Annotated in this window: 22 protein-coding genes and 1 pseudogene; 14 read left to right on the forward strand and 9 right to left on the reverse strand. The window is 50.8% G+C overall.

What is annotated here, in order from left to right; all coding sequences use genetic code 11:
* Nucleotides 1-18: 18 nt before the first annotated feature.
* A complete protein-coding gene (locus tag HQN79_RS04215; protein WP_173284439.1) occupies nt 19-852 on the forward strand; it encodes an HDOD domain-containing protein in 834 nt (277 codons plus the stop codon).
* Nucleotides 853-921: 69 nt separating this feature from the next.
* Here the strand turns inward: HQN79_RS04215 and lon are convergent, their stop codons facing one another.
* The gene (gene lon / locus HQN79_RS04220) at nt 922-3,600 is read right to left on the reverse strand and encodes an endopeptidase La (RefSeq protein WP_238843423.1); all 2,679 of its coding nucleotides are present in this window, start codon (nt 3,598-3,600) and stop codon (nt 922-924) included.
* A 123-nt stretch (nt 3,601-3,723) separates the two neighbouring features.
* Between lon and mog the strand changes: the two genes are divergently transcribed.
* From mog to HQN79_RS04235, 3 genes are all read left to right on the forward strand, one after another.
* The gene (mog, locus tag HQN79_RS04225) at nt 3,724-4,275 is read left to right on the forward strand and encodes a molybdopterin adenylyltransferase (RefSeq protein WP_173284440.1); all 552 of its coding nucleotides are present in this window, start codon (nt 3,724-3,726) and stop codon (nt 4,273-4,275) included.
* A 13-nt stretch (nt 4,276-4,288) separates the two neighbouring features.
* Nucleotides 4,289-5,224, forward strand: a complete 936-nt coding sequence (gene prmB, locus HQN79_RS04230; RefSeq protein ID WP_202984512.1) for a 50S ribosomal protein L3 N(5)-glutamine methyltransferase — start codon at nt 4,289-4,291, stop codon at nt 5,222-5,224.
* Nucleotides 5,225-5,377: 153 nt separating this feature from the next.
* Nucleotides 5,378-6,385: a carbonic anhydrase gene (locus HQN79_RS04235; RefSeq protein ID WP_173284442.1), complete on the forward strand. Its 1,008-nt coding sequence runs from the start codon at nt 5,378-5,380 to the stop codon at nt 6,383-6,385.
* A 3-nt stretch (nt 6,386-6,388) separates the two neighbouring features.
* Here HQN79_RS04235 and HQN79_RS04240 read toward each other — a convergent pair whose 3' ends face one another.
* A complete protein-coding gene (locus HQN79_RS04240) occupies nt 6,389-6,808 on the reverse strand; it encodes an acyl-CoA thioesterase (protein WP_173284443.1) in 420 nt (139 codons plus the stop codon).
* Nucleotides 6,809-6,987: 179 nt separating this feature from the next.
* Here HQN79_RS04240 and aroC point away from each other — a divergent pair, with 179 nt between their 5' ends.
* From aroC to ppnP, 4 genes are all read left to right on the forward strand, one after another.
* Nucleotides 6,988-8,088 carry a chorismate synthase gene (gene aroC / locus HQN79_RS04245; protein ID WP_173284444.1) on the forward strand — a complete coding sequence of 367 codons (1,101 nt, stop codon included), beginning with the start codon at nt 6,988-6,990 and terminating at the stop codon, nt 8,086-8,088.
* A gap of 167 nt (nt 8,089-8,255) precedes the next feature.
* Nucleotides 8,256-9,407, forward strand: coding sequence for an MFS transporter (locus HQN79_RS04250; protein WP_173284445.1), 1,152 nt, complete (start codon nt 8,256-8,258; stop codon nt 9,405-9,407).
* Between the two features lie 77 nt (nt 9,408-9,484).
* Entirely contained in the window at nt 9,485-9,880 is a 396-nt protein-coding gene (gene gloA, locus HQN79_RS04255) for a lactoylglutathione lyase (RefSeq protein WP_173284446.1), read from the forward strand.
* A gap of 27 nt (nt 9,881-9,907) precedes the next feature.
* Nucleotides 9,908-10,225 (forward strand): pyrimidine/purine nucleoside phosphorylase, encoded by a 318-nt coding sequence (gene ppnP / locus HQN79_RS04260; protein ID WP_173284447.1) that lies wholly within the window; start codon nt 9,908-9,910, stop codon nt 10,223-10,225.
* 59 nt (nt 10,226-10,284) lie between these two features.
* On the opposite strand, the gene HQN79_RS12105 is transcribed toward ppnP, so the two are convergent.
* Nucleotides 10,285-10,413, reverse strand: a complete 129-nt coding sequence (locus HQN79_RS12105; protein ID WP_275284710.1) for a hypothetical protein — start codon at nt 10,411-10,413, stop codon at nt 10,285-10,287.
* A 110-nt stretch (nt 10,414-10,523) separates the two neighbouring features.
* On the opposite strand from HQN79_RS12105, the gene HQN79_RS04265 reads away from it, so the two are divergent.
* The 4 genes from HQN79_RS04265 (at nt 10,524) to HQN79_RS04280 (ending at nt 16,703) form a co-directional block, all read left to right on the forward strand.
* Entirely contained in the window at nt 10,524-12,107 is a 1,584-nt protein-coding gene (locus HQN79_RS04265) for a SulP family inorganic anion transporter (protein ID WP_173284448.1), read from the forward strand.
* 136 nt (nt 12,108-12,243) lie between these two features.
* Nucleotides 12,244-13,293, forward strand: a complete 1,050-nt coding sequence (locus HQN79_RS04270; protein WP_173284449.1) for an efflux RND transporter periplasmic adaptor subunit — start codon at nt 12,244-12,246, stop codon at nt 13,291-13,293.
* A gap of 4 nt (nt 13,294-13,297) precedes the next feature.
* A complete protein-coding gene (locus HQN79_RS04275; RefSeq protein ID WP_173284450.1) occupies nt 13,298-16,399 on the forward strand; it encodes an efflux RND transporter permease subunit in 3,102 nt (1,033 codons plus the stop codon).
* A 43-nt stretch (nt 16,400-16,442) separates the two neighbouring features.
* The gene (locus HQN79_RS04280; protein WP_173284451.1) at nt 16,443-16,703 is read left to right on the forward strand and encodes a (2Fe-2S)-binding protein; all 261 of its coding nucleotides are present in this window, start codon (nt 16,443-16,445) and stop codon (nt 16,701-16,703) included.
* On the opposite strand, the gene HQN79_RS04285 is transcribed toward HQN79_RS04280, so the two are convergent.
* From HQN79_RS04285 to HQN79_RS04305, 5 genes are read right to left on the reverse strand one after another with little or no spacing between them, the layout of a single operon-like run.
* Nucleotides 16,700-17,383 (reverse strand): metal-dependent transcriptional regulator, encoded by a 684-nt coding sequence (locus tag HQN79_RS04285; protein WP_173284452.1) that lies wholly within the window; start codon nt 17,381-17,383, stop codon nt 16,700-16,702. The genes HQN79_RS04280 and HQN79_RS04285 overlap by 4 nt on opposite strands.
* A complete protein-coding gene (locus HQN79_RS04290) occupies nt 17,383-18,303 on the reverse strand; it encodes a metal ABC transporter permease (RefSeq protein ID WP_173284453.1) in 921 nt (306 codons plus the stop codon). The genes HQN79_RS04285 and HQN79_RS04290 overlap by 1 nt, the downstream gene beginning before the upstream one ends.
* Before the next feature lie 2 nt (nt 18,304-18,305).
* Nucleotides 18,306-19,661, reverse strand: coding sequence for a metal ABC transporter permease (locus tag HQN79_RS04295; RefSeq protein ID WP_173284454.1), 1,356 nt, complete (start codon nt 19,659-19,661; stop codon nt 18,306-18,308).
* Nucleotides 19,662-19,663: 2 nt separating this feature from the next.
* Nucleotides 19,664-20,455: a metal ABC transporter ATP-binding protein gene (locus HQN79_RS04300; RefSeq protein WP_173284455.1), complete on the reverse strand. Its 792-nt coding sequence runs from the start codon at nt 20,453-20,455 to the stop codon at nt 19,664-19,666.
* Entirely contained in the window at nt 20,456-21,373 is a 918-nt protein-coding gene (locus tag HQN79_RS04305; protein WP_173284456.1) for a metal ABC transporter solute-binding protein, Zn/Mn family, read from the reverse strand. It lies immediately after the preceding gene.
* A 372-nt stretch (nt 21,374-21,745) separates the two neighbouring features.
* On the opposite strand from HQN79_RS04305, the gene murI reads away from it, so the two are divergent.
* Complete coding sequence (murI, locus tag HQN79_RS04310; RefSeq protein WP_173284457.1) at nt 21,746-22,534, forward strand: glutamate racemase; 789 nt, start codon at nt 21,746-21,748, stop codon at nt 22,532-22,534.
* A gap of 180 nt (nt 22,535-22,714) precedes the next feature.
* Nucleotides 22,715-23,068: pseudogene (gene arfB, locus HQN79_RS04315) on the forward strand (alternative ribosome rescue aminoacyl-tRNA hydrolase ArfB); the annotation flags it as partial.
* Nucleotides 23,069-23,144: 76 nt separating this feature from the next.
* Here the strand turns inward: arfB and metE are convergent.
* Nucleotides 23,145-25,493 (reverse strand): 5-methyltetrahydropteroyltriglutamate--homocysteine S-methyltransferase, encoded by a 2,349-nt coding sequence (gene metE / locus HQN79_RS04320; RefSeq protein ID WP_173284458.1) that lies wholly within the window; start codon nt 25,491-25,493, stop codon nt 23,145-23,147.
* Between the last annotated feature and the right edge of the window lie 27 nt (nt 25,494-25,520).

Below are 25,520 nucleotides of genomic sequence, written 5' to 3' on the forward strand. Positions count from 1 at the left end.
TGAGTTGAGGGCCCCTTCATGCAAGAGCAGTTACGTGCCGCTTTGAATGCTATCCGCGGTATAAAAATTCCGGAATTTCCACAGGAAGTGATTGAGCTGGAACGAGAGATCAACAGTGCGCTGTCGAATACGCAAAGAATTGTTGAGATTCTTGAGCAGAACGTCACACTCTCTGGAGAGGTCATGCGTCTGGTAAACTCGCCGGTGATCAAACTCAGAGAACCGGTGAACGGCATTCGCGAAGCGGTGTTTGCAATGGGGTTGGATAACCTCTACAACCTGGTCGTGGCCGCCGCGTTCCAACGTCTTTTTAGCAGTCGGGGACTGCATCGCGATATTCTTGATCACAGTGTCGATGTCGCTTTCTGTATGGCGTATCTGACCGAATTTGTGCATGGTGTGACTCGTGATCAGGCGTATATGCTGGGACTGTTTCATAATGCCGGTTCTCTGATGCTGACGGCCAAGGATGAAGAGGCTTATGACGCGCTGTTTCGTGCCAGTCTGGCCAACCCTTTTTCAGTTATGCTCAAAGAGCGTGAAATTATGGGGGCGGATCATTGTATGGTTGGTGTGCTGGTCGCCAAAAAATGGCAGCTTCCGACGGCAATGATCAACGCTATTATGTTGCATCACACGCAACGTCCGGGAAATATCAGTAATGAAGAAGTGCGTCTGATGGTCGCCATGTTGCAGCTGTCAAATGCCGTTGTGGCGGAAATTTCATTGGGGGCCTATCGCGGCGAAGAGATGCGTCTGATGGAAAAAACGGCCATGGAAGAATTGATGCTGGATGAAGACGTCGTTGCTGAATTGAGAGCCAATCTGATTACTTACAACCAGAAACTGTAGACGGTCTGTTTTGGTAAGAGACCGGAAAAAAGAAAAGCCGCATAATGCGGCTTTTTTGTTGTCATGGAATCAGTGGTGGGTACTGAGCTCGATTTCCGACTCTTTTTGCGCCAGGTAGGTTTTCAGCGCATTGGATTTCGAGCGGATATTGAAGGTCAGACGGGCCACCTCGTCGAACTGCTTGGCAAAGTGGACATTCATCCCTTCACGCAGATAGTCCGGCAGTTCCAGATAGTCTTTACGGTTGTCCTCCGGCAGAATCAGTTCTTTTATACCGAGGCGCCGCGCCGCGATGACTTTTTCGCGAATGCCGCCGACCGGCAAAACCTGACCGGTCAGACTCAGTTCACCGGTCATGGCGAGCGGCGTTTTGACCGATTCGTTACGTGCCAGAGACAGCAGGGCAGTTGCCATGGTAATCCCGGCACTCGGTCCGTCTTTCGGCGTCGCACCGTCCGGAACATGCAGGTGGACAAAGGCCTTGTCGAAGAATTCCGGATCGGCTTTGTATTTTTCCAAATTGGAGCTGATAAAGCTGTAGGCGATTCCGGCGGACTCCTGCATGACATCACCCAGCTGTCCGGACAGTTTGAAACCGCGATTATGGGTGTGTACCCGACTGGCCTCAATCGTCAGGGTTGCTCCGCCCATCGATGTCCAGGCCAAGCCGGTGACCGTACCGATCTGCTGATTGATTTTTTCCGGATGAAAGCGCGGCTGACCAAGCATCTGCTCCAGTTCATTGACATGGATTTTGGTTTCCTGCAATTCCCCGGTCACGAACTTGATTGCCAGTTTGCGTACCAGTTTCGCCAGCTGTTTTTTCAGATTACGAACTCCGGATTCACGCGCATAGCCTTCGATCACATGACGGATCGCCGGCGCGGTAATCTGCACCTGATCTTTATTCAGTCCGGATTCTTCCAGCAGTTGCGGCCATAAGTGATGTTTGGCGATCTGCATTTTCTCTTCGGTGATGTATCCCGATAGGCGGATTACCTCCATTCGATCAAGTAAAGGCCCCGGAATGGAATCCAGAGTATTGGCGGTACAGACAAACAGCGCTTTGGATAGGTCGAAACGCAGATCCATAAAGTGATCCATGAACTCCTGATTCTGCTCCGGATCCAATACCTCAAGCAGGGCGGAAGCCGGATCGCCGTGATAGGACGCGCCGATCTTGTCGATTTCATCGAGCATAATCACCGGATTGGCGGTTTCGCAGTCTTTCAACGCCTGAATGAATTTCCCCGGCATGGCACCGATGTAGGTACGTCTGTGTCCTTTGATTTCGGCTTCGTCGCGCATTCCGCCGACCGAAAAACGATAAAACTTGCGATCCAGTGCCTCGGCAATGGATTTACCGATTGACGTTTTACCGACGCCCGGAGGCCCGACCAGACAGATAATCGAACCGGAAACCTCGCCTTTCAGTGCACCGACGGCCAGAAATTCGAGGATGCGGTCTTTAACGTCTTCCAAACCGTCATGTTTTTTATCGAGGATCTTGCGCGCCCGTTTCAGGTCGAGATTGTCATCGCTGTATTGACCCCAAGGCAATTGGGTAAGCCAATCCAGCCAGTTGCGGGCGACATTGTATTCCGGCGACTGCGGGTCCAGACTGCTTAATTTATTGAGTTCCTCTTCGGCTTTTTTCATCGCCTCTTCGGAAAGCGCCAATTTCTCGATACGGTCTTCAAAGCGGTCACGATCCATTGTCTGGTCGTCTTTGACGATGCCCAGTTCTTTCTGAATTTCCTTGAGCTGTTGGCGTAGGAAGAAGTCCCGCTGATGTTCGGAAAGGGTTTCCTCGACGCGTTCACGAATATTGAACTGCAGTTTGGTGACTTCCTGTTCGTGCTTTAGCAGGGCCAGCACTTGCTCCAGACGCTGTTCGAGGTCGAAGGTCTCCAAAACTTCCTGAAGCTTATCGTTTTCGGCCGTCGTCAAACTGGCCGCAAAGTCGGCCAACCGGGACGGTTCGGTAGCACTGTAACGATTAAGGAAATACTTCAATTCTTCACTGTACAGCGGATTCAGAGGAAGCAGGTCGCGGAAGGCGTTCATAATCGCCATGCCGTGCGCTTTCAGAACATCGTCGGAACAGGTGATAATGTCCTGAGGATAACTGACAACGGCTCGATAAGGCGCTTTTCCGGATACCCAGAAGTCGACCTGGAAACGGCAGATCCCTTCGGCCACCAGCTGGATATAGTCTTCGCGGATTTTCGGGTTGCGGATTCGCACCAGAGTTCCGACTGAACTGAAATCGTCGGTCGGTGTTTTATCATGCTCTTCGTGATCGACATAGATCAGGCCGATGTACTGACATTTACGTTCCTGAATGGCTTCGAAAGTCTCTTCCCACATTTCGCGCGACAGCAGAACCGGAAGCTGCTGGCCAGGAAAAAACGGGCGTTCTTTCACCGGCAGCAGGTAAATTTCATTCGGAAAAGTCAGATCCGGTTTGGCAAGCTGTCCGAAAATAGGCTTGTCGGAACCGCCTTCGGCATTTTCTTTAGCCTGAGTCAGAATGTCGATCAGGTTTTCGGCAAGCTCCGGGCCTGCAGAAGCTGAATTATCGTTTTCCACTTCGATAATGACCGGTTCGCGATTCGGCGTGTTTTCCTGCGAGGCGCTGTGTTCATGCGTCTGTAACGATTCATCGGAGATCGCCTCCGATATCGGCTCGTTCTTTTGAACGCTTTCGTTGTCAGTGGTTTCCAGTAAATCTTGCTTATCGCTCATAGCTTTTGATTTTGCCTTGTATATTTGCCTGCTCAAGATGCAAGCTGTTTTCAGGTAATTCATAGAATACGGTATGATATGGGGCTGAAATTTTGGAATTCAAGAGAAGTTCAAAGGAAATTGATGGAAAATTCAGCAATTAAAATCGGATTTATTACCGTATCGGATCGCGCCTCTCGCGGCGAGTATGAAGATCTCGGCGGACCAGCCATGCAGGAATGGATTGCGAAGGCGTTGACCAGCGAATGGCAGCCGGTTGCACGGGTGATTGAGGACGAACAGACTTTAATCGAAAGTACGCTCAAAGAGCTGGCGGATCAAGAAGGCTGCTGTCTGATTCTGACCACCGGCGGAACCGGTCCGGCAAAGCGCGATGTTACGCCGGAAGCGACCGAAGCGGTGTGCGATAAAATTTTGGATGGCTTTGCCGAACAGATGCGGGCGGTTTCACTGCAGTATGTGCCAACGGCGATTCTGTCGCGCCAGATTGCCGGTATCCGCGGCGAGAGTCTGATTATCAATCTGCCGGGCAAGCCTTCGGCGATCGGTGAATGTCTGGAAGCGGTTTTCCCGGCTGTGCCGTATTGCGTCGACCTGATTGACGGACCTTATTTGGAAACCGACGAAAGTTTTGTTAAAGCTTTCCGTCCGAAACACGCCAAGAAAAAAGCATAAGTAGGGGATGACCGTGACCAATTTTAACTATCAGTATGACGGCCTGGAAAATGTGATCGATTTCGTGCGCTGGGGCGGTAGCCTGTTCCGCAAGAATGATCTGTTTTTTGGTCACGGTACCGATAACGCTTTCGATGAAGCCAAAGTTCTGGTGTTTTATGTCCTGCAGCTTCCGCAACATATTCCGGATAATTACTGGACTGCCCGTCTGACACATGCCGAAAAAGAAGACGTCGTCGAGCTTTTCCGTCGCCGTATCGAGACCCGTCAGCCGGCTGCCTATCTGACCGGCGAAGCGTGGTTTGCCGGTTTGCGTTTTATTGTTTCCGATGCGACTCTGGTGCCGCGTTCCCCGATCGCCGAACTGATCGAAAACCGCTATGCGCCGTGGGTGGATGCGGATTCGGTAACGAATGTTCTGGATATGTGTACCGGAAGCGGCTGTATCGGGATCGCATCGCTAAAAGCTTTCCCGAATGCAGAGGTCGATCTGGTAGACATCTCCTCCGAGGCTTTGCAGATCGCGCAACAGAATGTCGAACTGTATCACCTTGAAGGGGTGGCGCATCCGATTCAGTCGGATCTTTTCAGTGCTTTGCAAGGAAAGCAGTATGATCTGATCGTTTCCAATCCGCCGTATGTTGATGAGATTGAAATGGATCACCTGCCGGAAGAGTTTCAAAGAGAGCCGGCATTAGGTCTGGCTGCCGGTAAGGACGGTCTGGATCTGGTCCGGAAAATCCTTCTTGAGGCGCCGAAGTATCTTAAAGATGATGGCGTGCTGATTGTTGAAGTCGGGGTTTCGCAATATTATCTGCAACAGGAGTACCCGGAACTGCCGTTCTACTGGTTTGAGTTCGAGAACGGTGGCGAAGGAGTGTTTGCGATTCAGAAATCGGAGTTGGAACTGTTTGCCGACGAGATTGCCGCACGCGTCAACCCTGCCTGATTGAGTAGTCAGGTGTTTGATCATCGGCGATTGAGCGCGATTTATTGGCATGTTTATCGCTTGTTTCTTCAGGGCGGCGGGTCGGTGAATTGATAAATTGCCGCAATTGCCGGTCTTTTGACATTTTTATTCATGATGGTTTACGAGCGTTCTATGCAGTCATTCAAAATTAAGCAGTCATTCAGAGTTTCTTTGCAAGCTCTCTCTCTGGCAGTGTTATGCAGTGCTTCTTTTCAGTCGCTGGCGCAGGATGCACCACTGATTGATCTCGGCGCGGAACTGGAGCAGTTGAAGGAGACGGAACAACCGATGACTCCAGCCGCACCGGCTCAATCCAGTCCACGACCGGCGGTTCAGGCTCCCGTAGTCAAACATGAGCGCCCGCAAGCGATACAGAAAGCGGCAGCAGAACCTCAAAAAGAACCAGCTGATAAGGTTCCGCACTGGGGGTATGCCGGAGCTGAAGGACCTGCACACTGGGGGGATTTGTCGCAGGCTTATGCGACCTGTAAAAACGGCAAGAATCAATCGCCGATTGATCTGCGTGATGGCCGTGCAGTCGGAACCCAGGGGTTAGGCAGTCTGGATATTTTCTATCGCGATGTTCCGTTGAAAGTTATCAATAACGGGCATAGCGTTCAGGTGAATTATCCGCTGGGCAGTTATATCAAAGTCGGCGGCAAGCGCTACGAACTGATGCAGTTCCATTTCCATACTCCGAGCGAGCATAAAAAAGAGGGTTTCAATTACCCGATGGAAGTGCATCTGGTACATAAAGACGGCGATGGCAATCTGGCGGTAATCGCGGTGATTTTTCAGGAAGGGGAAGAGAACGATTACCTGAATACACTGCTACAGGTGCTGCCAAAGCAAGCCGGTACAGAGAAACTATACAAGGGCTTAAGCCTGAACCCGGCCTATTTCATTCCGGGTAATACCGAATTTTACAAATACAGCGGTTCACTGACCACGCCGCCATGCAGCGAAGGCGTTTACTGGATGGTCTTTAAACATCCGGTCGAAGCTTCGGCAGAGCAGATTCAGATGATGCATCAGGTGATGGGGGATAACGCCCGTCCGGTTCAGGGATTGAACGCGCGCAACGTGTTGAAATCCTGGTCGGAAGAGCTTGGCGAACAGCCGATGTATGAATTTTATTGACGGTCAGATTTCGGCTTGATTCTGAAAATAAGGATCGATAAATTCCTGGGGAATTTTTTTCGGTCGATGGCTGTCTAAGGTAATGCAGACATAAATGCTGTTGGCCTCAAATACGGTTTTGTTATCACTTAAGCGCACAAATTCGAAAAAGCGCTCGCGCTGGCAGCAGCCGATGCGCTTGCCTACCCAGGTTTTCAAAGCGATTCTGTCGCCTTCATAGCTGCTGGCCAGATAGCGCATCTGGTGTTCGTAGATCGCCAGAATCCGGTTGAGTTTTCTCTGCAGCGGCTTATCGATGCCGACCGAAACGGCATGCGACCAGGCCAGCTTCTCCATCCAGTCCAGATAACTTTTGTTGTTCACATGTCCTAGAAAATCCAGATCGGACTTTTGCACCGTGTAAATTTCGGAATAGGTATTCATAGTGGGTTCGACTTTGAGGTTTGAAGAAGCGAAGAGGGCTGCCGGGTTCGGTGTGAATACGGGCCGACAGCAGCGACATTATCGGCTATCGTTTAAAACCTTCGCGCTCTTCGTGTCTTCGGGGTTTAAATACAGTAAAATAGCGCGCAATCAGAGCATTTTAAAAAAGAAGTTAGCGTATGTCAGGAAATACTTTAGGTCAAAATTTTCGCGTCACCACGTTCGGGGAAAGTCATGGTTTAGCCCTTGGGTGTATTGTTGACGGCTGTCCTCCGGGATTGGAACTGTCGGAAGCGGATATCCAGAAAGAGTTGGATCGTCGCAAACCGGGGACTTCCAAGCACGCGACGGCGCGTCGTGAAGATGACGAAGTACAGATTCTGTCCGGTGTTTTCGAAGGGAAAACGACTGGAACGCCGATCGGGATGATTATTCACAATAAAGATCAGCGTTCAAAAGACTACTCCAAGGTAGCAGAAACCTTCCGTCCGGCACACGCCGACTATACCTATACTCAGAAATACGGTTTGCGCGATTATCGCGGCGGCGGACGTTCGTCGGCTCGCGAAACGGCGATGCGTGTTGCCGCCGGTGCAATTGCCAAAAAATACCTCAAAGAGCGCCTTGGCGTCGAAGTCAAAGGCTATCTGTCGCAACTGGGGCCGATCAAGGTCGAAAACGTTTCTTGGCCGTTCGATAACGACAACATTTATTTCTGTCCGGATGAACAGAAACGCGAAGAAATTCGTCTATACATGGACGAGCTTTTGAAGAAGAAAGATTCGGTCGGCGCAAAAATTACGGTGATTGCCAAAAACGTCCCGGTTGGTCTGGGCGAGCCGATTTTCGACCGTCTGGATGCCGATCTGGCACATGCGCTGATGAGTATCAATGCGGTTAAAGGCGTGGAAATCGGCGACGGTTTTGCCGTTGCCGGTCAGTTGGGAACCGAGCATCGTGACGAGATGACCTCCGACGGTTTTCAATCCAATCATGCCGGCGGTATTCTGGGAGGGATCTCCACCGGGCAGGAAATTATCGCGCATCTCGCTTTGAAACCGACGTCAAGTATTATGACGCCGGGCCGTTCGATCAATACCGCCGGCGAAAATATCGAAATGGTGACTAAAGGGCGCCACGATCCTTGTGTCGGTATCCGTGCCACGCCGATTGCCGAAGCGCAGATGGCGATTGTTCTGCTGGATCATTTTATGCGTAACCGTGCTCAAAACGGTGACGTAGTACCGCCAATCATGGATCTTGCTAGTAAAGACGCCTAAAACCTCCCATTTCTTTGTTGCTGAGTGACTCATTTACCTCTAGTAAACTTCGTCTCTCAGCGCCGTGAACTGAAAGGTTTTATTTCGTTTTGAGGTTTGCATACTTAAGAGTTCAATGAGCCACGGAGTTTAACCGCTTCGTGGTTTTCTAGTTTAAGAGAGGGGAAATGGATAAAAGAGGTGTCGATACCTGTAAGTGCTGGCCTTTGTCGCTGCACTATTTTTTCTACTTTTCCTTGCTGGGTACGATTCTGCCTTATTTGGGGCTGTATTTTAATTCTCTGGCGTTTACACCGGTCGAAATTGGTGAACTGCTGGCAGTGCTGATGCTGACCAAAGTAGTTGCCCCGAATATCTGGGGGATTTTTTCCGACCGTAGCGGGAAACCGGTCTTCTGGGTCAGAGTGGCCACTTTTGGGGCTTTAGTGCTTTCCGCCGGGTTGATTCTGTTTGATTCCTATTGGCCGCTGCTGTTTACCCTGCTGCTGTTCAGCTTTTTCTGGCACTCTTCGTTGCCGCAGTTTGAATCCTATACCTTCAAGCGTCTTGGCGAAGATAAGCACCGTTACGGGCAGATCCGACTGTGGGGGTCACTTGGCTTTATCGTCGCCGCAGTTTCTCTCGGCTGGTTGTTCGACCGTTTCGGTATCGCGATCTTACCTTGGGCGATGAGCCTGTTGCTGTTGGTTGTCTGGCTCTCTACCTATCTGGTCAAGGAACAGCGTTTTACGGAGCATGCCGAACACCATTCGCAACACTTTTTGGCGATCGTACGACGTCCGGAAGTACTCAGCCTGTTGATCGTGAGTTTTTTGGTGCAGGCGTCACATGGTGTTTATTACAGTTTTTTCAGCATTCAGATGAGTGAGTTGGGTATCAGTAAAACGCTGATTTCCTGGTTATGGGCTTTGGGCGTGTTTGCCGAGATTGCGGTCTTCTGGTGGATGGCGGCGTTGTTTCGTCAATATGCTTTGCGAAGCCTGATTCTGATTGCAATCGTGCTGACGGTTATCCGCTGGGTGATGACCGGGCAGCTGGATCATTATCTGTACTGGATCCTGGTGGCTCAGCTGTTGCACGCCGCCAGTTTTGGGCTATTCCACGCTTCGGCGATTCATTTGATCGACCGTTATTTTACCGGTGCGCACCACGGAAAAGGGCAGGCTTTGTTTGCAGCGTCGAGTCACGGCCTGGGCGGCGCGGTCGGAATGCTGACTGCTGGTTATGCCTGGCAGGCCGGTGGCGCGCCTTTAAGTTATGCGCTGATGGCGTTATCCGCCACTTTCGCGCTGGTCATTGCCTGGCGCTGGGTGCGCTAGGAAATATTCAACTGCCGATATAAGGCTGATACAATGACGCCACTGCTATTTTTTGGATATCGAACTGGAGATTGAAGATGCGTCTATTACACACCATGTTGCGAGTAGGGAACCTGGAACGCTCGATTGAGTTTTACACCAAAGTATTAGGGATGGAGCTGCTGCGTCAGAAGGATTATCCGCAAGGGGAGTTCACTCTGGCGTTTCTGGGTTACGGCAACGAAGATGAAAATACCGTGTTGGAACTGACCTATAACTGGGGCGTGGATTCTTATGATCTGGGCGAAGGGTATGGACACATCGCGATTGAAGTGCCGGATGTCTATAAAGCGGCCGAAGATGTCAAAAACGCCGGCGGCAAGATTATCCGTGAAGCGGGGCCGATGAATGCCGGTTCGACCATTATCGCTTTTGCCGAAGATCCGGACGGCTATCAGATTGAATTTATCGGTGCGGATCACGTCCGTACTTAAGCAAACGAAGACAACAAGGAAAAACAGATGTCTGAATTTAATAATGTAACCGTCGTGCGTGAAGCGAATATCTATTTCGACGGTAAGGTGACCAGCCGTAAAGTGGTTTTCGAAGACGGCTCTTACAAGACTCTGGGTATTATGATGCCAGGTGATTACGAGTTCGGTACCGAAGCGGCGGAGATCATGGAATTTATGGCCGGTGAAGTGGAGGTTCTTCTTCCGGGAGAAATCGAGTGGAAAACCATTAAAGCCGGTGACAGCTTCGAGGTGCCTGCCAACTCCAAGTTCGGCATCAAGGTGAAAGAAGTTTCCGACTACTGCTGCACCTACATTACGGAATAATTCCGCTTTCCAGCGACTCCGTACGAACCGCATCCGGATTTGTTCCGAATGCGGTTTTTTTATTGCTTACCTTTACGCTTTTTCTGTTTTTTCTTTTGCGCTTTAAAGAACAGGTGCAGGGCAAAGTGTGCCGCGACCAGAACGACGACCGCCACCAGACCGATTGTGCCGATATGCTCAATCCACATAAAAACTTCCTTTACAATTTACGATAAGTTTTTGAATAACCGGTAATTCTAGCGGCTTTTTGTTAGAATTTGCGCCAGTTTATACTAATTAAAAAGTTTGAGGAGTCATTATGAGTTCAGCCCAGCCATTTGATTGGCGAACCTATAAAAACGATACGTTGTCCGGGATTACCGTTGCATTGGCGCTGGTGCCGGAAGCGGTTGCTTTCGCCTTTGTCGCCGGAGTGCACCCTTTGGTCGGTTTGTATGCGGCGATTATTGTCGGCATGATTACCGCGATTTTCGGCGGGCGTCCGGGGATGATTACCGCGGCAGCCGGCTCTTTGGCGGTCGTAATGATGCACCTGGTAATGGAACATGGCGCCTCTTATCTTTTCCTGGCGGTCATTATGATGGGCGCCATGCAGATTTTTATCGGGATTATGAAGTGGGGGCGCTTTATCCGTATGGTGCCCAGTTCGGTCATGCTCGGGTTCGTTAACGGTCTGGCATTGATTATTCTGATCGCGCAGTTTACCCAGTTTAAGGATTCCAGTGGCGAGTGGCTGACCGGCGACAGTCTGAATATCATGGTGGCGATTATTGCCGCGACCATGGCGATTATCTATCTGCTGCCGCGTCTGACCAAAGCGATTCCGTCCGCACTGGCGGCGATTATTCTGGTCTCCGTTGTGGTCGTGATGTTCGATATCAATGCTGTGACCGTCGGCGACCGTGCAGCGGTCTCCGGTACCTTGGAGTCATTGGTTTATGGTGACGGTACTGAAGGCGGTTTTCAGGGCATAAGTTGGTTTACCACGCTTCCGGAAGGCTTCTGGTCTCTGGAGACTCTGTGGATTGTCCTGCCGTATGCGATTATCCTGACGATTATCGGTTCGGTTGAGTCCTTGCTGACGATGACGCTGATCGACGATATTACCGAAACTCGCGGTAAAGCGAACAAAGAGTGTATCGCTCTGGGTGCGGCAAACTGTACCGCCGGTACTTTCGGTACCATGGGGGGCTGTGCTCTGATCGGACAGTCGATGATTAATGTCAAATCCGGTGGTACCGGTCGTCTTTCAGGAATTACCGCGGCGACCGGTCTGCTGATTATCGTCCTTGTCGCTTCGTCTCTGATCGAAATGGTGCCGATCGGTGCCTTAGTCGGACTGATGTTCTTCGTGGTCATTGCCACCTTCAACTGGTCAAGCTGGAACATTATGCGCGGTATGAGCAAAGCGGACGCTTTCGTGATGATTCTAGTTACGGCACTGACGGTGATTTTCGATCTGGCGGTGGCGGTTATAGCCGGGATTATCGTAGCGGCACTGGTATTTGCCTGGCAGCATGCGCAGCGTATCCTGCTGGATACTTCGGAAGAGACTCTTGACGGCAAACTGGTTAAAACCTACAAGGTTCAGGGGCCGCTGTTTTTTGCATCGGCGAAAAACTTTATTGACCGCTTTGATCCGAAGAACGATCCGGACTGTGTGCAGATCGATTTCATGTATTCGCGCGTTTACGATCATACCGGGATTGAAGCGATTGATAACCTGACGCAGAAATACAAGGCGGCCGGTAAGAAACTGGTGTTGAAACACCTGAGTCCGGAATGTCAGAAGTTGCTGCATGACGCCAGAGATCTGATTGAAATCAACGTCTCTGAAGATCCGCATTACCATGTGTCGATGAGCGGTAAGAAAGAAGCTTAATTTCAATCCGCTATTTTTCTGTGAAAACCCTGCCGAAAGTCTCCAGCGGCGGGGTTTTTTTGTATTAGGATTTGCCTATTTTTTGCGAACTCCTTATGCTGTTTATGCCTTTCAATATTTTTGTGGAATTTTTTGCATGAAACACTCCTTTACCGTTTCGGCGGGCCTTTTACTGCTGATGATTGTCTGGATGGCGCTAGGCTTTCAGAATCATGACCAAACCGCTGCCGATGAGGCGAAAAAGGTTCCGCTTGCTACCGTCGAAACCCGAACGTCGAATGCCGAAGTGGTGACCAGTTTTATCAAGGCGCACGGTGATTTGCTGCCGTTTCGCGAAACTCAGGTTTTGGCCGAAACCTACGGCAAGGTGGAAAAAATTCTTAAGCTTGAAGGGGATAAGGTCGCAAGCGGTGAATTATTGCTCAAATTGAGCATTGAGGATCGGGCGGTCAAGCTCAAACGCGCCAAAGCCAAAACCCTGGAAACCAGAAATAAATATCAGGCGACCAAAGATCTCAAGAATCGCGGTTTCAGTGCTCAGTCGCAGATAGACGAGCTTCTGGCTTCGTATGAAGCAGCCAAGGCGGAAGAGAATATTCTGCGTCAGGAGATCGATCAGCTCGAAGTCCGTGCGCCTTTTGACGGAATTATTGCCGAACAGAAAGTCGAACTGGGCGATTACATCTTCAAAGGAAATCCTCTGTTTGAAGTGATCGATACCCATTCCATGGTCGCAGCGGTTTCGGTTGCGCAAACCGAATATCCGTATCTGAAATTGCAATCGCCGGCGCAGGTCAGACTGGCGACCGGAGAAGTTTTGCCGGGCACGGTGCGTTTTATTTCGCCTAAAGCGGATGAAAATACCAAAACCTTCCGGGTCGAGATTCTTTTGCCGGATACTGCCGATATTCCCAGCGGGATCAGTGTCACCGCGGAAATTCCGAAAATGCAGGTGCAGGCGCATTTTATTTCCTCGGCGTTGCTGACCTTGAACGATAAGGGCGTAATGGGGGTGAAAACCGTCAATTCGACCCGTGAAGTCGAGTTTTATCCGGTTCAGGTGATTCAGGCGGTCAAAGACGGTATCTATATCACCGGCTTGCCGCCACAGGCACAGTTGATTGTTACCGGGCAAGGATTTGTACAGGCCGGACAAACGGTCAATATCCACACAGCGGAGCAGTAATTCCATGAGTCTGATCGATGCCGTATTCAATCGCAGCCGGGTGATTCTGCTGACCTTTATTATGCTCATCGTCGCCGGTGCTTACGCCTACCTGTCGATACCGAAAGAGTCTTCGCCGGATGTCCCTATCCCGATATTCATTGTTTCGATGGTGCATGACGGAATTTCCCCGGAAGATGCCGAAAGGCTGTTGATTAAACCGATGGAGAAAGAACTTCAGTCTCTGGATGGTTTGAAAGAGATGACGGCGACGGCGGCGGAAAATTACGGCTCGATTCTGCTGGAGTTTTCCGCCGGTGCCGATATTGATCAGGCGCTTCTGGATGTGCGTGAAAAAGTCGATCTGGCCAAAGCTAATCTGCCGCCCGACACGCTTGAACCGACGGTCAACGAGATTAACGTAGCGCTGTTCCCGGTCATTTCGCTTTCCCTGTCCGGACCGCTTCCGGAAAGAGAAATGGTGCGTCTGGCGCAGGACTTAAAAGACGAACTGGAATCTCTGAGCGGCGTGCTGGAAGTGGAGATTGGCGGCGATCGGGAGGAGATGATGGAAGTCATTATCGAACCGGAAACGCTGGAAACCTATCACCTCTCTTTTGATGAAGTGGTGAGTTTCTTGAGCCGAAACAATCAGTTGGTGCCGGCCGGGGCGATGGATACCGGTTCCGGGCGCATGGTTTTCAAGGTTCCCGGTGTTATCGAAAATATTCAGGATGTGCTGGAGCTGCCGATCAAAACCCATCAGGGAACAGTCGTCACTTTCAGCGATCTGGCACAGGTGCGACGTACCTATAAAGATCCGGACGGCTTCGCTCGAGTCGGCGGCGAGCCGGCACTGGTACTCGAAGTGACCAAGCGCGTCGGGGCGAATATCATTGAAACTATCGATCAGGTAAAAGCTGTTGTGGCCGAAAAGAAGAAGGGTTGGCCGGAAGCGTTGAGTGTGCACTTTATGCAGGATCAGTCTGAGCAGATCAAAACCCTGCTTGGGGATCTGGAAAATAATGTGCTGACGGCTATTTTTCTGGTCATGCTGGTGATAATCGCGGCGCTCGGTATCAAGCCCGCGGTCCTGGTAGGGTTGGCAATACCGGGGGCTTTTCTGTCCGGCATACTGGCGTTGCAAAGTATGGATTACACACTGAATATTATCGTCCTTTTCAGCCTGATTCTCTCGGTCGGGATGCTGGTTGACGGCGCGATTGTTACGGTGGAATTGGCGCAACGAAAAATGGCTGAAGGCATGGCTCCGAAAGAGGCTTATGCTTATGGTGCCAAGCGCATGGCCTGGCCGATTATCGCTTCCACGGCAACGACCTTGAGCGTGTTCTTTCCGCTTTTGTTCTGGCCGGGCGTGGTCGGCGAGTTCATGAAGTTTTTGCCAATCACCGTGATTCTGACACTGCTCGCATCCTTGTTAATGGCGTTGATTTTTATTCCGGTGCTCGGATCCGTGGTCTCTTCCAAGGCGGATAAAATGCCGGTGAAATCCACCTCTGAAGAGCCTGAGGATGTGGCTAAGGATCTGCAGGTGCAGGGTCATGCTGTCGGCCGTTGGACCAAGCTGTATGTCAAGGTGATTACACCGTTATTGAGTCATCCGAAAAAGGTGTTGCTGATTGCGACGCTGTTTATGGCGGCATCTTATGTTGCCTATGCGCAATTCGGCAAGGGTGTCGAGTTTTTCCCGGAAGTTGAGCCGGACTTTATTCAGGTTCAGGTGCAGGCCCGAGGCGATCTGTCGGTCTATGAGAAAGATGAGTTGCTGAAACGGGTGGAAGCGGCGATTCTGGATATTCCGGTATATAAAACGCTGTATGCCAAAACCTATAATGACGCCAGTCAGTTGCACAATGTTCCGGTGGATCTGATCGGGATTATTCAGCTGGAATTGCGCGACTGGCAGGAACGCCCGACGGCCGATGAGGTTATTCAGGATATACGTCAGCGACTGGCTTTGCTGCCGGGAATTCAGGCGCAGGTTCGCAAACAGGATAACGGTCCCTCCAGCGGTAAGCCGATTCAGGTTGAGCTCTCAGCCGCGGATTTCGCCTCTTTGAGATCCGGAGTGGAGGAAGTCCGTCAGCGTATGACGGAAATTGGCGGATTTATCGATATTGAGGATTCACGACCGATTCCGGGGATTGAGTGGCATTTAAGAGTCGATCGTGAACAGGCGGCACGTTATCAGGTCGATATTGCTACGCTGGGCAATACCATTCAGATGCTGACCACCGGAATTAAAATTGCCTCCTATCAGCCGGACGATGCCGAGGAAGAATTGGATATCCGCCTGCGTTTTCCGGAACAGGAGCGTAATCTCGAACAGATGATGAATCTGAAAATCCCGACCGCTTACGGCCCGGTGCCGCTTTCCAATTTTGCAGAATTCCATCCGCGACAGAAAACGTCTTTGATCGAACGGATCAATGGACAACGGGTGATGAGTGTGCAGTCAGATGTTCCTCCCGGATTTCAGGTTGATCAGCAGCTTAATCAGCTGAAACAATCTCTGCAGGACAAGCCTTTGCAATCGGATGTCGCCATTCGCTTTAAAGGACAGGATGAAGATCAGAAGGAAGCGGCGGATTTCCTGATGAAAGCGTTTGTCAGTGCGCTGTTTTTGATGGTGGTGATTCTGGTGACGCAATTTAACAGCTTCTATCAGGCCGGGGTTATCTTAACGGCGATCGTTTTCTCAACGGCCGGGGTTTTGCTCGGACTTTTGATTACGCAGAATCCTTTCGGGGTGGTTATGGTCGGAATCGGCGTTATCGCGCTGGCGGGAATCGTGGTCAATAATAATATCGTGCTGATCGATACTTACAATCAGTACCGGTTAGAAGGGATGGACAAAATTGCCGCGATTCAGCTGACGCTGTCGCAGCGTATGCGTCCGGTACTGCTGACGACCACGACGACCATTCTCGGGCTGATGCCGATGGTTCTGGCAATGACCATCGATATTCCCGGGCAGAGTATCGCTTTCGGCGCACCGTCGTCACAGTGGTGGGTGCAGCTCTCCAGCGCGATTGTCGGTGGCCTGACCTTTTCGACACTGCTGACTCTGATCGTGACTCCGTGCCTATTAGCCTTAAAGAAATAACCGATGGCACGGGGCTGAGATAAACTCTTAACCGGCAAATTGTATGAATTTACATCTCTGTCAAAAAAACTATGTGCAGATGCTGCTCGGCGAAAACCCGCTGATCTGCACCTGCCATCATGTCCCGCTTGATCAGCTGCTAGAGCAACTTCCCGAGAATCCACAGCAGGAGTCAGTCGAGGAAATGGTGCACCGTGTGCAGAAAACAACCGGCGCATCGACCGGGTGCGGTAACTGTTTGAGCCGTGTGCAGGGGGTGGTTGAATGTTACCGCCTTAAACCGGAGATATTTAAAGAGACTTAGGCTTTGACCTGCAAGGCCATGGCCAGACGGTAGTCGATGGCGTGCAGCGCCTTGCCGTCGACCTCGATCAGTAAGGGGCCGTTGAGCGGAGCGCGGTTTTTAATCTCGATTTGGGCACCGATATGCAGTTCGATTGATGTCAGATAGCGCAGTTCTTCCGGGGTACGGTTTTTGATGCGTTCAAGAATGACCGGCTGATGCAGTTCGATCTCGGACAGGGGGGTCAGGTTTTTGCGTTCGATTTTGCCGTCCACACTCGGAATCGGTGAGCCGTGCGGATCCTGTGTTGGCTGGCCGAGATCCTGCCACATACGGTCCACCAGTTTGTCGGAGAGGTAATGTTCCAGCGTTTCCGCTTCTTCATCCACCTCATCCCACAGATACCCCAGGCGTTCGACCAGATACAGTTCGAGAATCCGGTGATTACGGATCATCTTCATCGCCACTTTTCGTCCATGTCCGGTCAGGGTCACGCCATAATAAGGTTCATATTCCAGATAGCCCTGTTCGGCCAATTTTTTAAGCATATTGGTTACCGAAGCCTGCGATACGGCCAGACGTTCGGCGATGTCTTTGGTCTGAACGCCCTTGTCTTCGCGAGTATTGTCTTCCAGCTTATAGACAATTTTGAGATAGTCTTCCCATGCCTGAGACGGCGTGTTTTTCTGTACCTGAGACATTAAGCGCTTTCTCCCGATTGGAGTTGTTTGGCGTAGTGTTGCTGCTGAATCCATTTACGGATCTGAATCACCAGCAGAGTTAAAGCCAGAAGTGCACCGGCGCTGACCGCAATGGACGCGGCGATCGAACTGTCCAGCCAGTAGGAAAGGGCATAGCCGATCCAGACCGAACCTTGCGAGTAGGCGACAGCCAGCCAGAGCATTCTCTTGAGAGAGGAGGCAAGCAGATAAGCGCTGCTGGCGGGAATAATCAACAGGGCGACCACCAGAATGGCTCCGACGGCTTCAAAGGAGGCAACCGTGGTCATCGAAACCAGTGTCATCAGGAAGTAGTGCCAGAAGGTGATATTGATGCCCAGAGAAACCGCCAGACTCGGATGGAAAGTTACCGTTTTCAGGCGTTCAAAGCCGAGCGTGATACTGAAAGCGACGAGCGAAAAAACGATCAGAATCAACCAGAAAGCGCGTGGCCCCAAATCGGTTCCGGTTTCCATATCGCCCCAGATGACGGTGTCGAAAGGGACGAAGGCAATTTCGCCATATAAAACACATTCCTGATCGAGATCGATATGTCCGGTATAAAGTGATACCAGAATGACGCCGATCGAGAAAAACAGGGTAAAGACGATCCCGATACTGGCATCGCTTTGCAGGCGGCTGACCTTATGCAGGCTCTCGCTGAGCCAGGCAGTAAGCAGGCCGATAATGACCGCACCGGTCAGCATAACCCATAGAGTATTGGTTCCGGCCAGCAGATAGGCGAGCACGATACCGAGCAGAACGGAATGAGAAATGGCATCACCCATCAATGCCTGACGCCGCAGGATCAAAAAGACACCGACCATGGCACAGGATGCAGCAACCAACGATGCCGTGGCAATAATCCACAGATCGAGAATCCAGTTTTCAAGATTCAGCATGCTTACAGTTCCTCAATCGTATTTTTTGGCGGGATCGGCTGGCCGTGCGGGTCGGACAGGCGTTGCATCAGTTCGGCGACGATCTGTTCTTCATGTTCCTGATTCAGAATATGCTCCATATGCTCGGCCTGCTGGTGCACCTGCTCCGAAGTCAAATCGGCATGCTGGCTCAGATAACTCTCCCACAGGCGATGGCGACGGGTCAGTTCGATCGCTCGTCTTAAACCGGTTTCACTCAAGGCAAAACCGTCGCCCAGTTCGCGAACCAGCCCTTGTTTCTGCAACTGCTTCAAGGTCTGCTTCAGTGTCTGAACCTGGATATTTCGCAGGGCAATAATCTGCGCAACGGTAAAATCATTGCGTTTAAAGTGGTCGCGTTCCAATAGTTTATACAGCGTGCGCAGAATATTTTCCTGAGCGACTCTGAGGCGCAATCTGCGGTAATCCAGATAACGTTTGATCAGTCCGTTTTGCGGTGCGACCAGAAAGGAGACGAAAAATACCAGAGATAGACTGACGACAATCCACGGGCCGGTCGGCATAGCCGGAGCGATATAGGAAATCTGTGCGCCGATGGAGGCGCTGAGCGCTCCGAAGATCCCTGCCAGAAGCAGCAAGTAACTCAGTTGATGGCTCCAGAATCGTGCGGCTGCGATCGGCGTTAACAGGATCGCGGCCATCAGCACGACGCCGACCAGTTGCAGACCGACCACCACCGAGAGCACAATCATCAGTGCCAGTAGAAATTCATAGAACCTGACGGAGATACCGAGCGTTTGCGCATACAGTCGGTTGAAGGCGATCAGACGGAATTTATCGAAAAACAGGATAACGGTGATCAGCACGGCCGACGTAACATACACCAGCAGATGGATGTCTTCGGAGGTAATCGCGGCGGCCTGACCGAAAAGCAGTTTATCCAGTCCGCTCTTGTTTGGCATATCGGTACTTTGAATCAGCGACAACAGCATCAAACCCAGAGCGAACATAAAGGAAAGTGTAATTGCCAGCGCGGCATCTGGTTTGATTTTGGTGTTTTTCGGCAGCCAGTCGATAATCCAGAAACCGAGCAGGCTGCTGAGCAGGGCGCCGCTGAAGATCACTTCTGCATCCCGGCTGCCACTGAGCAGAAACGCCATCATTACGCCGGGCAGAGCGGCATGCGCCAAGGCATCGCCGAGCAGAGAGCGTTTGCGCAGGAAGGCGAAAGCGCCGATTACCGAGGCACTCATGCCCAATAGCAGGCTGCCGACGAGAACCCAGGTGGCGTTGACGTCTTCAAACGACCAGAAAAGCGCCAGCTGATCAAAGGTCTGTTGCCAGACGGAAGCGTCCGAATATACTTCAAAGCCTTGCATGGTTAATCCTGATCGTGTGCCTGATTAAGCTGGCTGCGGTATAGCTGCTCGGTCATTTCGTTGAGCAGAGACAGGCGGCCGCCGTAGGTTTTATTCAGATTGTCTTGAGTCAAAACCTCGTCTACCGGCCCGGCGGCGATTAATCTGGCATTGATTAAAATGGCGTAGTCGTAATATTCGTGAACGGTATTCAGGTCGTGGTGGACACAGACCACGGTATTGCCTTGAGCTTTAAGCTGTTTGAACAATTCAATAATTGCCTTTTCCGTGGCGACATCAACACCGGCAAAAGGTTCATCCATCAAATACAGGCTGGCCTGCTGCGCCAGAGCTCTGGCCAGGAAGACGCGTTGTTGCTGACCGCCGGAAAGTTGCGAAATCTGACGGTCGCGGAAATCCGACATCTGCAGATCCCACAGCGCCTTTTCAGCGATATCCCGGTCGTTCTGGTTCGGTCTTTGCCAGAATTTCAGCTGGCCGTGACGGCCCATCAGCACCACATCCATTACATCAATCGGAAAATCCCAGTCAATTTCTTCGCGCTGCGGAACATAAGCGGTGGTCAGGCGTTTTTTATCCAGCGATTCGCCGAAGAACAGAGCCTGTCCCTGAATGACTGGCGTCAGCCCCATGATTCCCTTAAGCAGTGATGATTTGCCGGCGCCGTTCGGTCCGATAATCGCGACGGTTTTTCCGGCCGGAACCTCGAAGCTGACATCGGTCAAAACCGGTTTGTGGTGATAGCGTATGCTGAGTTGTTCCACTTTCAACGGAATGGCGCTTCGATCTGTCATTTAGTGGCTTCCCTGTTCTGTTGTTTTGCCCAGCAGGCCGTTGCGGATGGTATGAACGTTATGCTCGACCATTTTGATATAGGTATCTGCATCCGAGCCTTTGACTCCCATTGCATCGGAATAGAGTTCGCCGCCGATTCTCAGCTGCTTGCCCTCGGCCTGAACCCCTTTGACCAGCGATTCGATAAATTTCGGCGAGACGCTGGATTCAACAAACACCGCGGAGATATCACGGGCGACAATCACATCCTTGAGCTGCTTGATATCCTGCAAGCCGAATTCCCCGGCAGTACTGATGCCTTGCAGCCCCATGACTTCTAGATCATAAGCTTTGCCGAAGTAGCCGAAAGCGTCGTGTGCGGTAATCAGTACGCGTTTGGCCTGAGGCACTTTCTGCATTTCCTGTTTAACCCATTGATGCAATTCATTCAGTCTGGTGCGGTATTGCTCGGCATTACGCTGATAGAAAGCGGCGTTTTGCGGATCTTTTGTCGCCAGAGTTTTTTGTACCTGCTGTGCGGCCAGTTCCCACAGGCTGACATCAAACCAGACATGTGGATCATGGAGTTTGTCGAAAGCAATTAAACGTTTTTCCGGGAAGTTTTCAGTGACGGCGACAACGGTCTTGCGGCGTTGCATTTTTTGCAGAATCGGTTGCAGTTTGCCTTCCAGATGCAGACCGTTGTAGAAAATAATGTCCGCTCGGCTTAATTTTCGGACGTCTCCCTGTGTCGCCTTGTACAGGTGAGGGTCGACTCCCACACCCATCAGCGCCTGTACTTTAGCTTTATCCTTGGCGATCTGGTTAACCAGATCGGCGATCATGCCGGTCGTTACCGTGATCTTTAATTGTGCATGGGCCAGCGGGCTTAAGCCGATTAGGGTAATAAACAGGGTGCTCAAGAGCAACTTTGCCATGGTTTGAAATCCTGATATGTTATTGCAAACTTAAAAAGTTAGTTGTGGCTAAAAAATAATTTTTCTTAAACTATAGCACGGATTTTTAAAAAAACTCAAGCGATATTAAGGTGTTATCCGGCGGTAGCTTCAAGAGCCCGAAGGATGTCCGTTTAATGAAACCAAGAAACGCGTCGCTTCTTGTATATGGGTTGGCCAGAAGGTGTTGCGGGATGAGAATTGAGTTGGCAGTTTAAAAAGTGTTTGTGCAAGGGGGCGGTCTTATCCGTTAGGATTCATGCAGCAAACACTTTTGCATAAATTCGGATTATAATTTGCGGCCATATGTAAAGGCTTCACAAGGGATACCGCGGTAATTGCGTGATGGACAAAATGGCAGATAAAAGAGCGATTGGAATTTTTGACTCGGGGATTGGCGGTCTGCCGATTGCTCAGAAAGTCAGGGAACTGCTTCCGAACGAAAATCTTCTGTATGTGGCCGATACGCAATTTGCGCCTTATGGAGAGAAGTCGGAAGACGAAGTTTTGGCTCGCGCTCAGGCCGTTGTCGAGTTTATGTTGTCGCAGAATGTCAAAGCGATCGTGGTTGCCTGTAATACTGCGACCATGATTGCCATTAAGACACTGCGAGCCAAATACGATCTGCCGTTTATCGGAGTTGAGCCCGGTGTTAAACCGGCGGCCATTCATACGCAAAGCGGTGTAATAGGGGTGTTGGCGACGGAAAAGACGCTGAGCAGCAAGGCCTTTGATGCGCTGGCCAAAAGGGTAGCCGGTCACGTCGAAGTCGTGATTCAACCCAGTCCGAAGCTGGTTCGACTGGTCGAGGAATTAAAGCTGAATCCGGATGAAGCCTGTGCGGCGGTTGAGTCCTATGTGCAGCCTCTAATCGAAAAAGGTGCGGATACCATTATTCTCGGTTGTACCCATTTTGCGCACCTGGCACCGGTCATCGAACTGGTTGCGGGGCCGAATATATCGGTTATCAGTACCGAAACGGCCGTGGCTAAAGAGGTTTTACGGCGTCTTGAAAACGAAAATCTGTTGTCGACGCAGAGCATGGACGGAGAAAGTGCATTTTGCAGCAGTGGAGATTTGGCACTGTTTCAGAGACAGCTTACGCGTTTATGGGGAAAGGACGCTTTGGCGCAAAAGTTTTAATTTCCGGTAATCCATTCGGGATTGCCGATGTATTCTTCCGGTAGTTGTCATATTCGTTCTCAATTTTTGTATGATTGGAAATCATGAGAATCACATTCATTGAAAAATGGAGTCGCAATGCAACTCTCTAGCGGACAGCTTATTGATGAGAGCGAGATCTTCTGGTAGGCGGTTCGGTCACAGGGGGCCGGAGGGCAAAACGTCAATAAAGTCGCAACGGCCGTGCATTTACGTTTCGATATCCGCAAGTCGTCACTGCCGGACGATTTTAAGCAGCGTCTGCTGTTGAAGTCCGATAAGCGCATTACCAAGGACGGCATTATTGTGATCAAGTCACAATCGCACCGAACTCAGGAAGCCAACCTGATTGCCGCCCTAGAGCGTTTGAAGGAAATTTTGGAAACTGCGGCGGTTCGCCCGAAGAAGCGTATTGCCACTCGTCCGACCAAAAGTTCGCAACGCAAACGCCTCGAACATAAACGCCAGCGCAGCCAGATTAAAAGCCTGCGCAAAAACGTCTCTATGGATGGGTAAAGTAAAAAACCGCCAAATTGGCGGTTTTGTTTTTAGAGGGAAATTGTTTAAGCCAACTTCTCTTTTTCATCTCATGTTATGCGCTTTTAAGCTGGTCGGTAAACCGTTTTCGCAAAACCTTGGCCGCTTCGACCATATTGATTAAAGCCGGTTCAGTCTCTTGCCAGCCTCGTGTTTTCAACCCGCAATCCGGATTAACCCATAAGCGTTCAGCCGGGATGTTTTGTGCGGCTTTTTGAATCAAATCAACCATCTGCTCAACTGTCGGGATATTCGGCGAGTGAATATCGTACACACCCGGCCCGATTTCGTTCGGGTAGTCGAAATCAACAAAGGCATCCAGCAGCTTCATCTGCGATTTGGAGGTCTCGATCGTAATTACATCGGCATCCATTTGCGCTACGGCTTCGATAATGTCATTGAACTCGGAATAACACATGTGCGTGTGAATCTGAGTGTCGTTTGCGACACCGGAAGTGGTCATTCGGAAGCTGTTGACAGCCCAGCGCAGATAATCCGCCCAGTCCGATTTTTTCAACGGCAGGCCTTCGCGCAAAGCCGCTTCGTCGATCTGAATCATATGGATGCCGGCGGCTTCCAAATCCAATACTTCATCCCGTAATGCCAAGGCTATCTGGTTACAGGTCTGCTCGCGGCTCTGATCGTTGCGTACAAACGACCATTGCAACATGGTCACGGCACCGGTCAGCATGCCTTTGATAATCTTATCGGTTTGATTCTGCGCGTATTGCGACCAGAAAACCGTCATCGGTTTCGGACGCGAGACATCGCCGTAAATAATCGGCGGTTTTACACAACGCGAACCGTACGACTGCACCCAACCGTATTGGGTAAAGGCATAACCATCCAGCTGCTCGCCGAAATACTCGACCATGTCGTTACGCTCAGGTTCGCCGTGTACAAAGACGTCAATACCGATGCGTTGCTGGCGTGTGCAGACATCGTGGATTTCCGCTTGCATGGCTTCGATATATTGCGCTTCGCTGATGTCTCCTTTTTTGAATTTCAGGCGTGTTTGGCGGATGGCTTGCGTTTGCGGAAAGGAGCCGATGGTAGTGGTTGGGAACAACGGTAAATTGAATTTGGCTTTTTGCACCACAACACGCTCAGCGTAAGGTACGGCCCGATCCAGCGCTACTTCATCCAGTCTGGCGATACGTGCTTGAACGTCGGCATCGTGAATCAGTTTGGAGTGCGTTTTGGCCGTAAGCGCTTGTCGGTTTGCGGCTAAAGCCGGCTCATCCGCTTTGCCGTTGAGTGCGTCATCAAGCAGTTTGACTTCCGTCAGTTTTTGTTTGGCAAACGCCAGATAGCGTTTCAATTCCGGGTTTAGCTTGTCTTCGACCTCCAGATCAACAGGAACATGCAGCAAGGAGCAACTCGGCGCGATCCATAGGTTTTCGGCAAATTTTGCTTTTGCCGTTTTCAGTCGATCAAGTGCGGCATATAAATCGGTTTTCCAGATATTACGCCCATCGACCAAGCCGACCGACAGCACTTTGTCTGATGGGTAGCGAGCAATGAGATCGTCCAACTGTTTTGCGCCGCGCAAGCCGTCATAATGCAAACCGGCAACCGGTAAGTTCGATGCGATATCAAGATTGTCGCCCAGTGTTTCAAAGTAGGTGGCGAGTAATAATTTTACCGGTGACATTTTTAAAACAGCGTAACCGTCAATAAACGCCTGTCGCCATTCCGGTGTCAGTTCCAGCCCTAAAATCGGCTCGTCGATTTGAACCCATTCAATGCCCAAATCAGCCAATTTTTGCAGAATCTGTGCATACACTTCCAATAAAGCAGGCAGGCGATTCAGCTTTGGAATGAACGTCTCTTTGTTTTCCGCGAGATGGAGGTAGGTAACCGGTCCGATCAAAACCGGTTTAAAGTCGATGTTTTGCCCGTCTTGTTTCAGCGCCAAAGCTTCGGCCACTTCATCAAACAAACGTGTATCGGTAATCTCGAATTCGGTGTCGTCGTACAGTTCCGGCACAATGTAGTGATAGTTGGTGTCGAACCATTTTTTCATCGCCCCTGCATAACCTGCTTTGGGCTTACCGGTCGGTTGATGGTTGTGATTGCAACAGTGATGACCGTCATCCGAAGGTGCGCGACCTCGAGCCATTCGGAAAGCGACTTCGACATCGTATCGGTCCTGACGGAAGCGCTTCGGAATGACGCCCAGTAAGGTGCTCATATTCAGAACCTGATCGTAATAGGCGAAATCATTTACCGGTATCAGTTCGATCCCGGCGTTGATTTGGGTTCTAAAATTCCGATAGCGGATTTCTCTGGCTTGCGCTTCCAGTTCGGCCAAGGTTTTTTCGCCTTTCCAGTAGGCTTCGAGTGTGAATTTCAATTCGCGAAGGTTTCCGATTCGCGGATAGCCTAGATTATGGGTTGTCATGATTTTTCCTTACTGAATTTAATTGAT

Source organism: Thiomicrorhabdus xiamenensis (assembly GCF_013282625.1).
Taxonomy (GTDB): domain Bacteria; phylum Pseudomonadota; class Gammaproteobacteria; order Thiomicrospirales; family Thiomicrospiraceae; genus Thiomicrorhabdus; species Thiomicrorhabdus xiamenensis.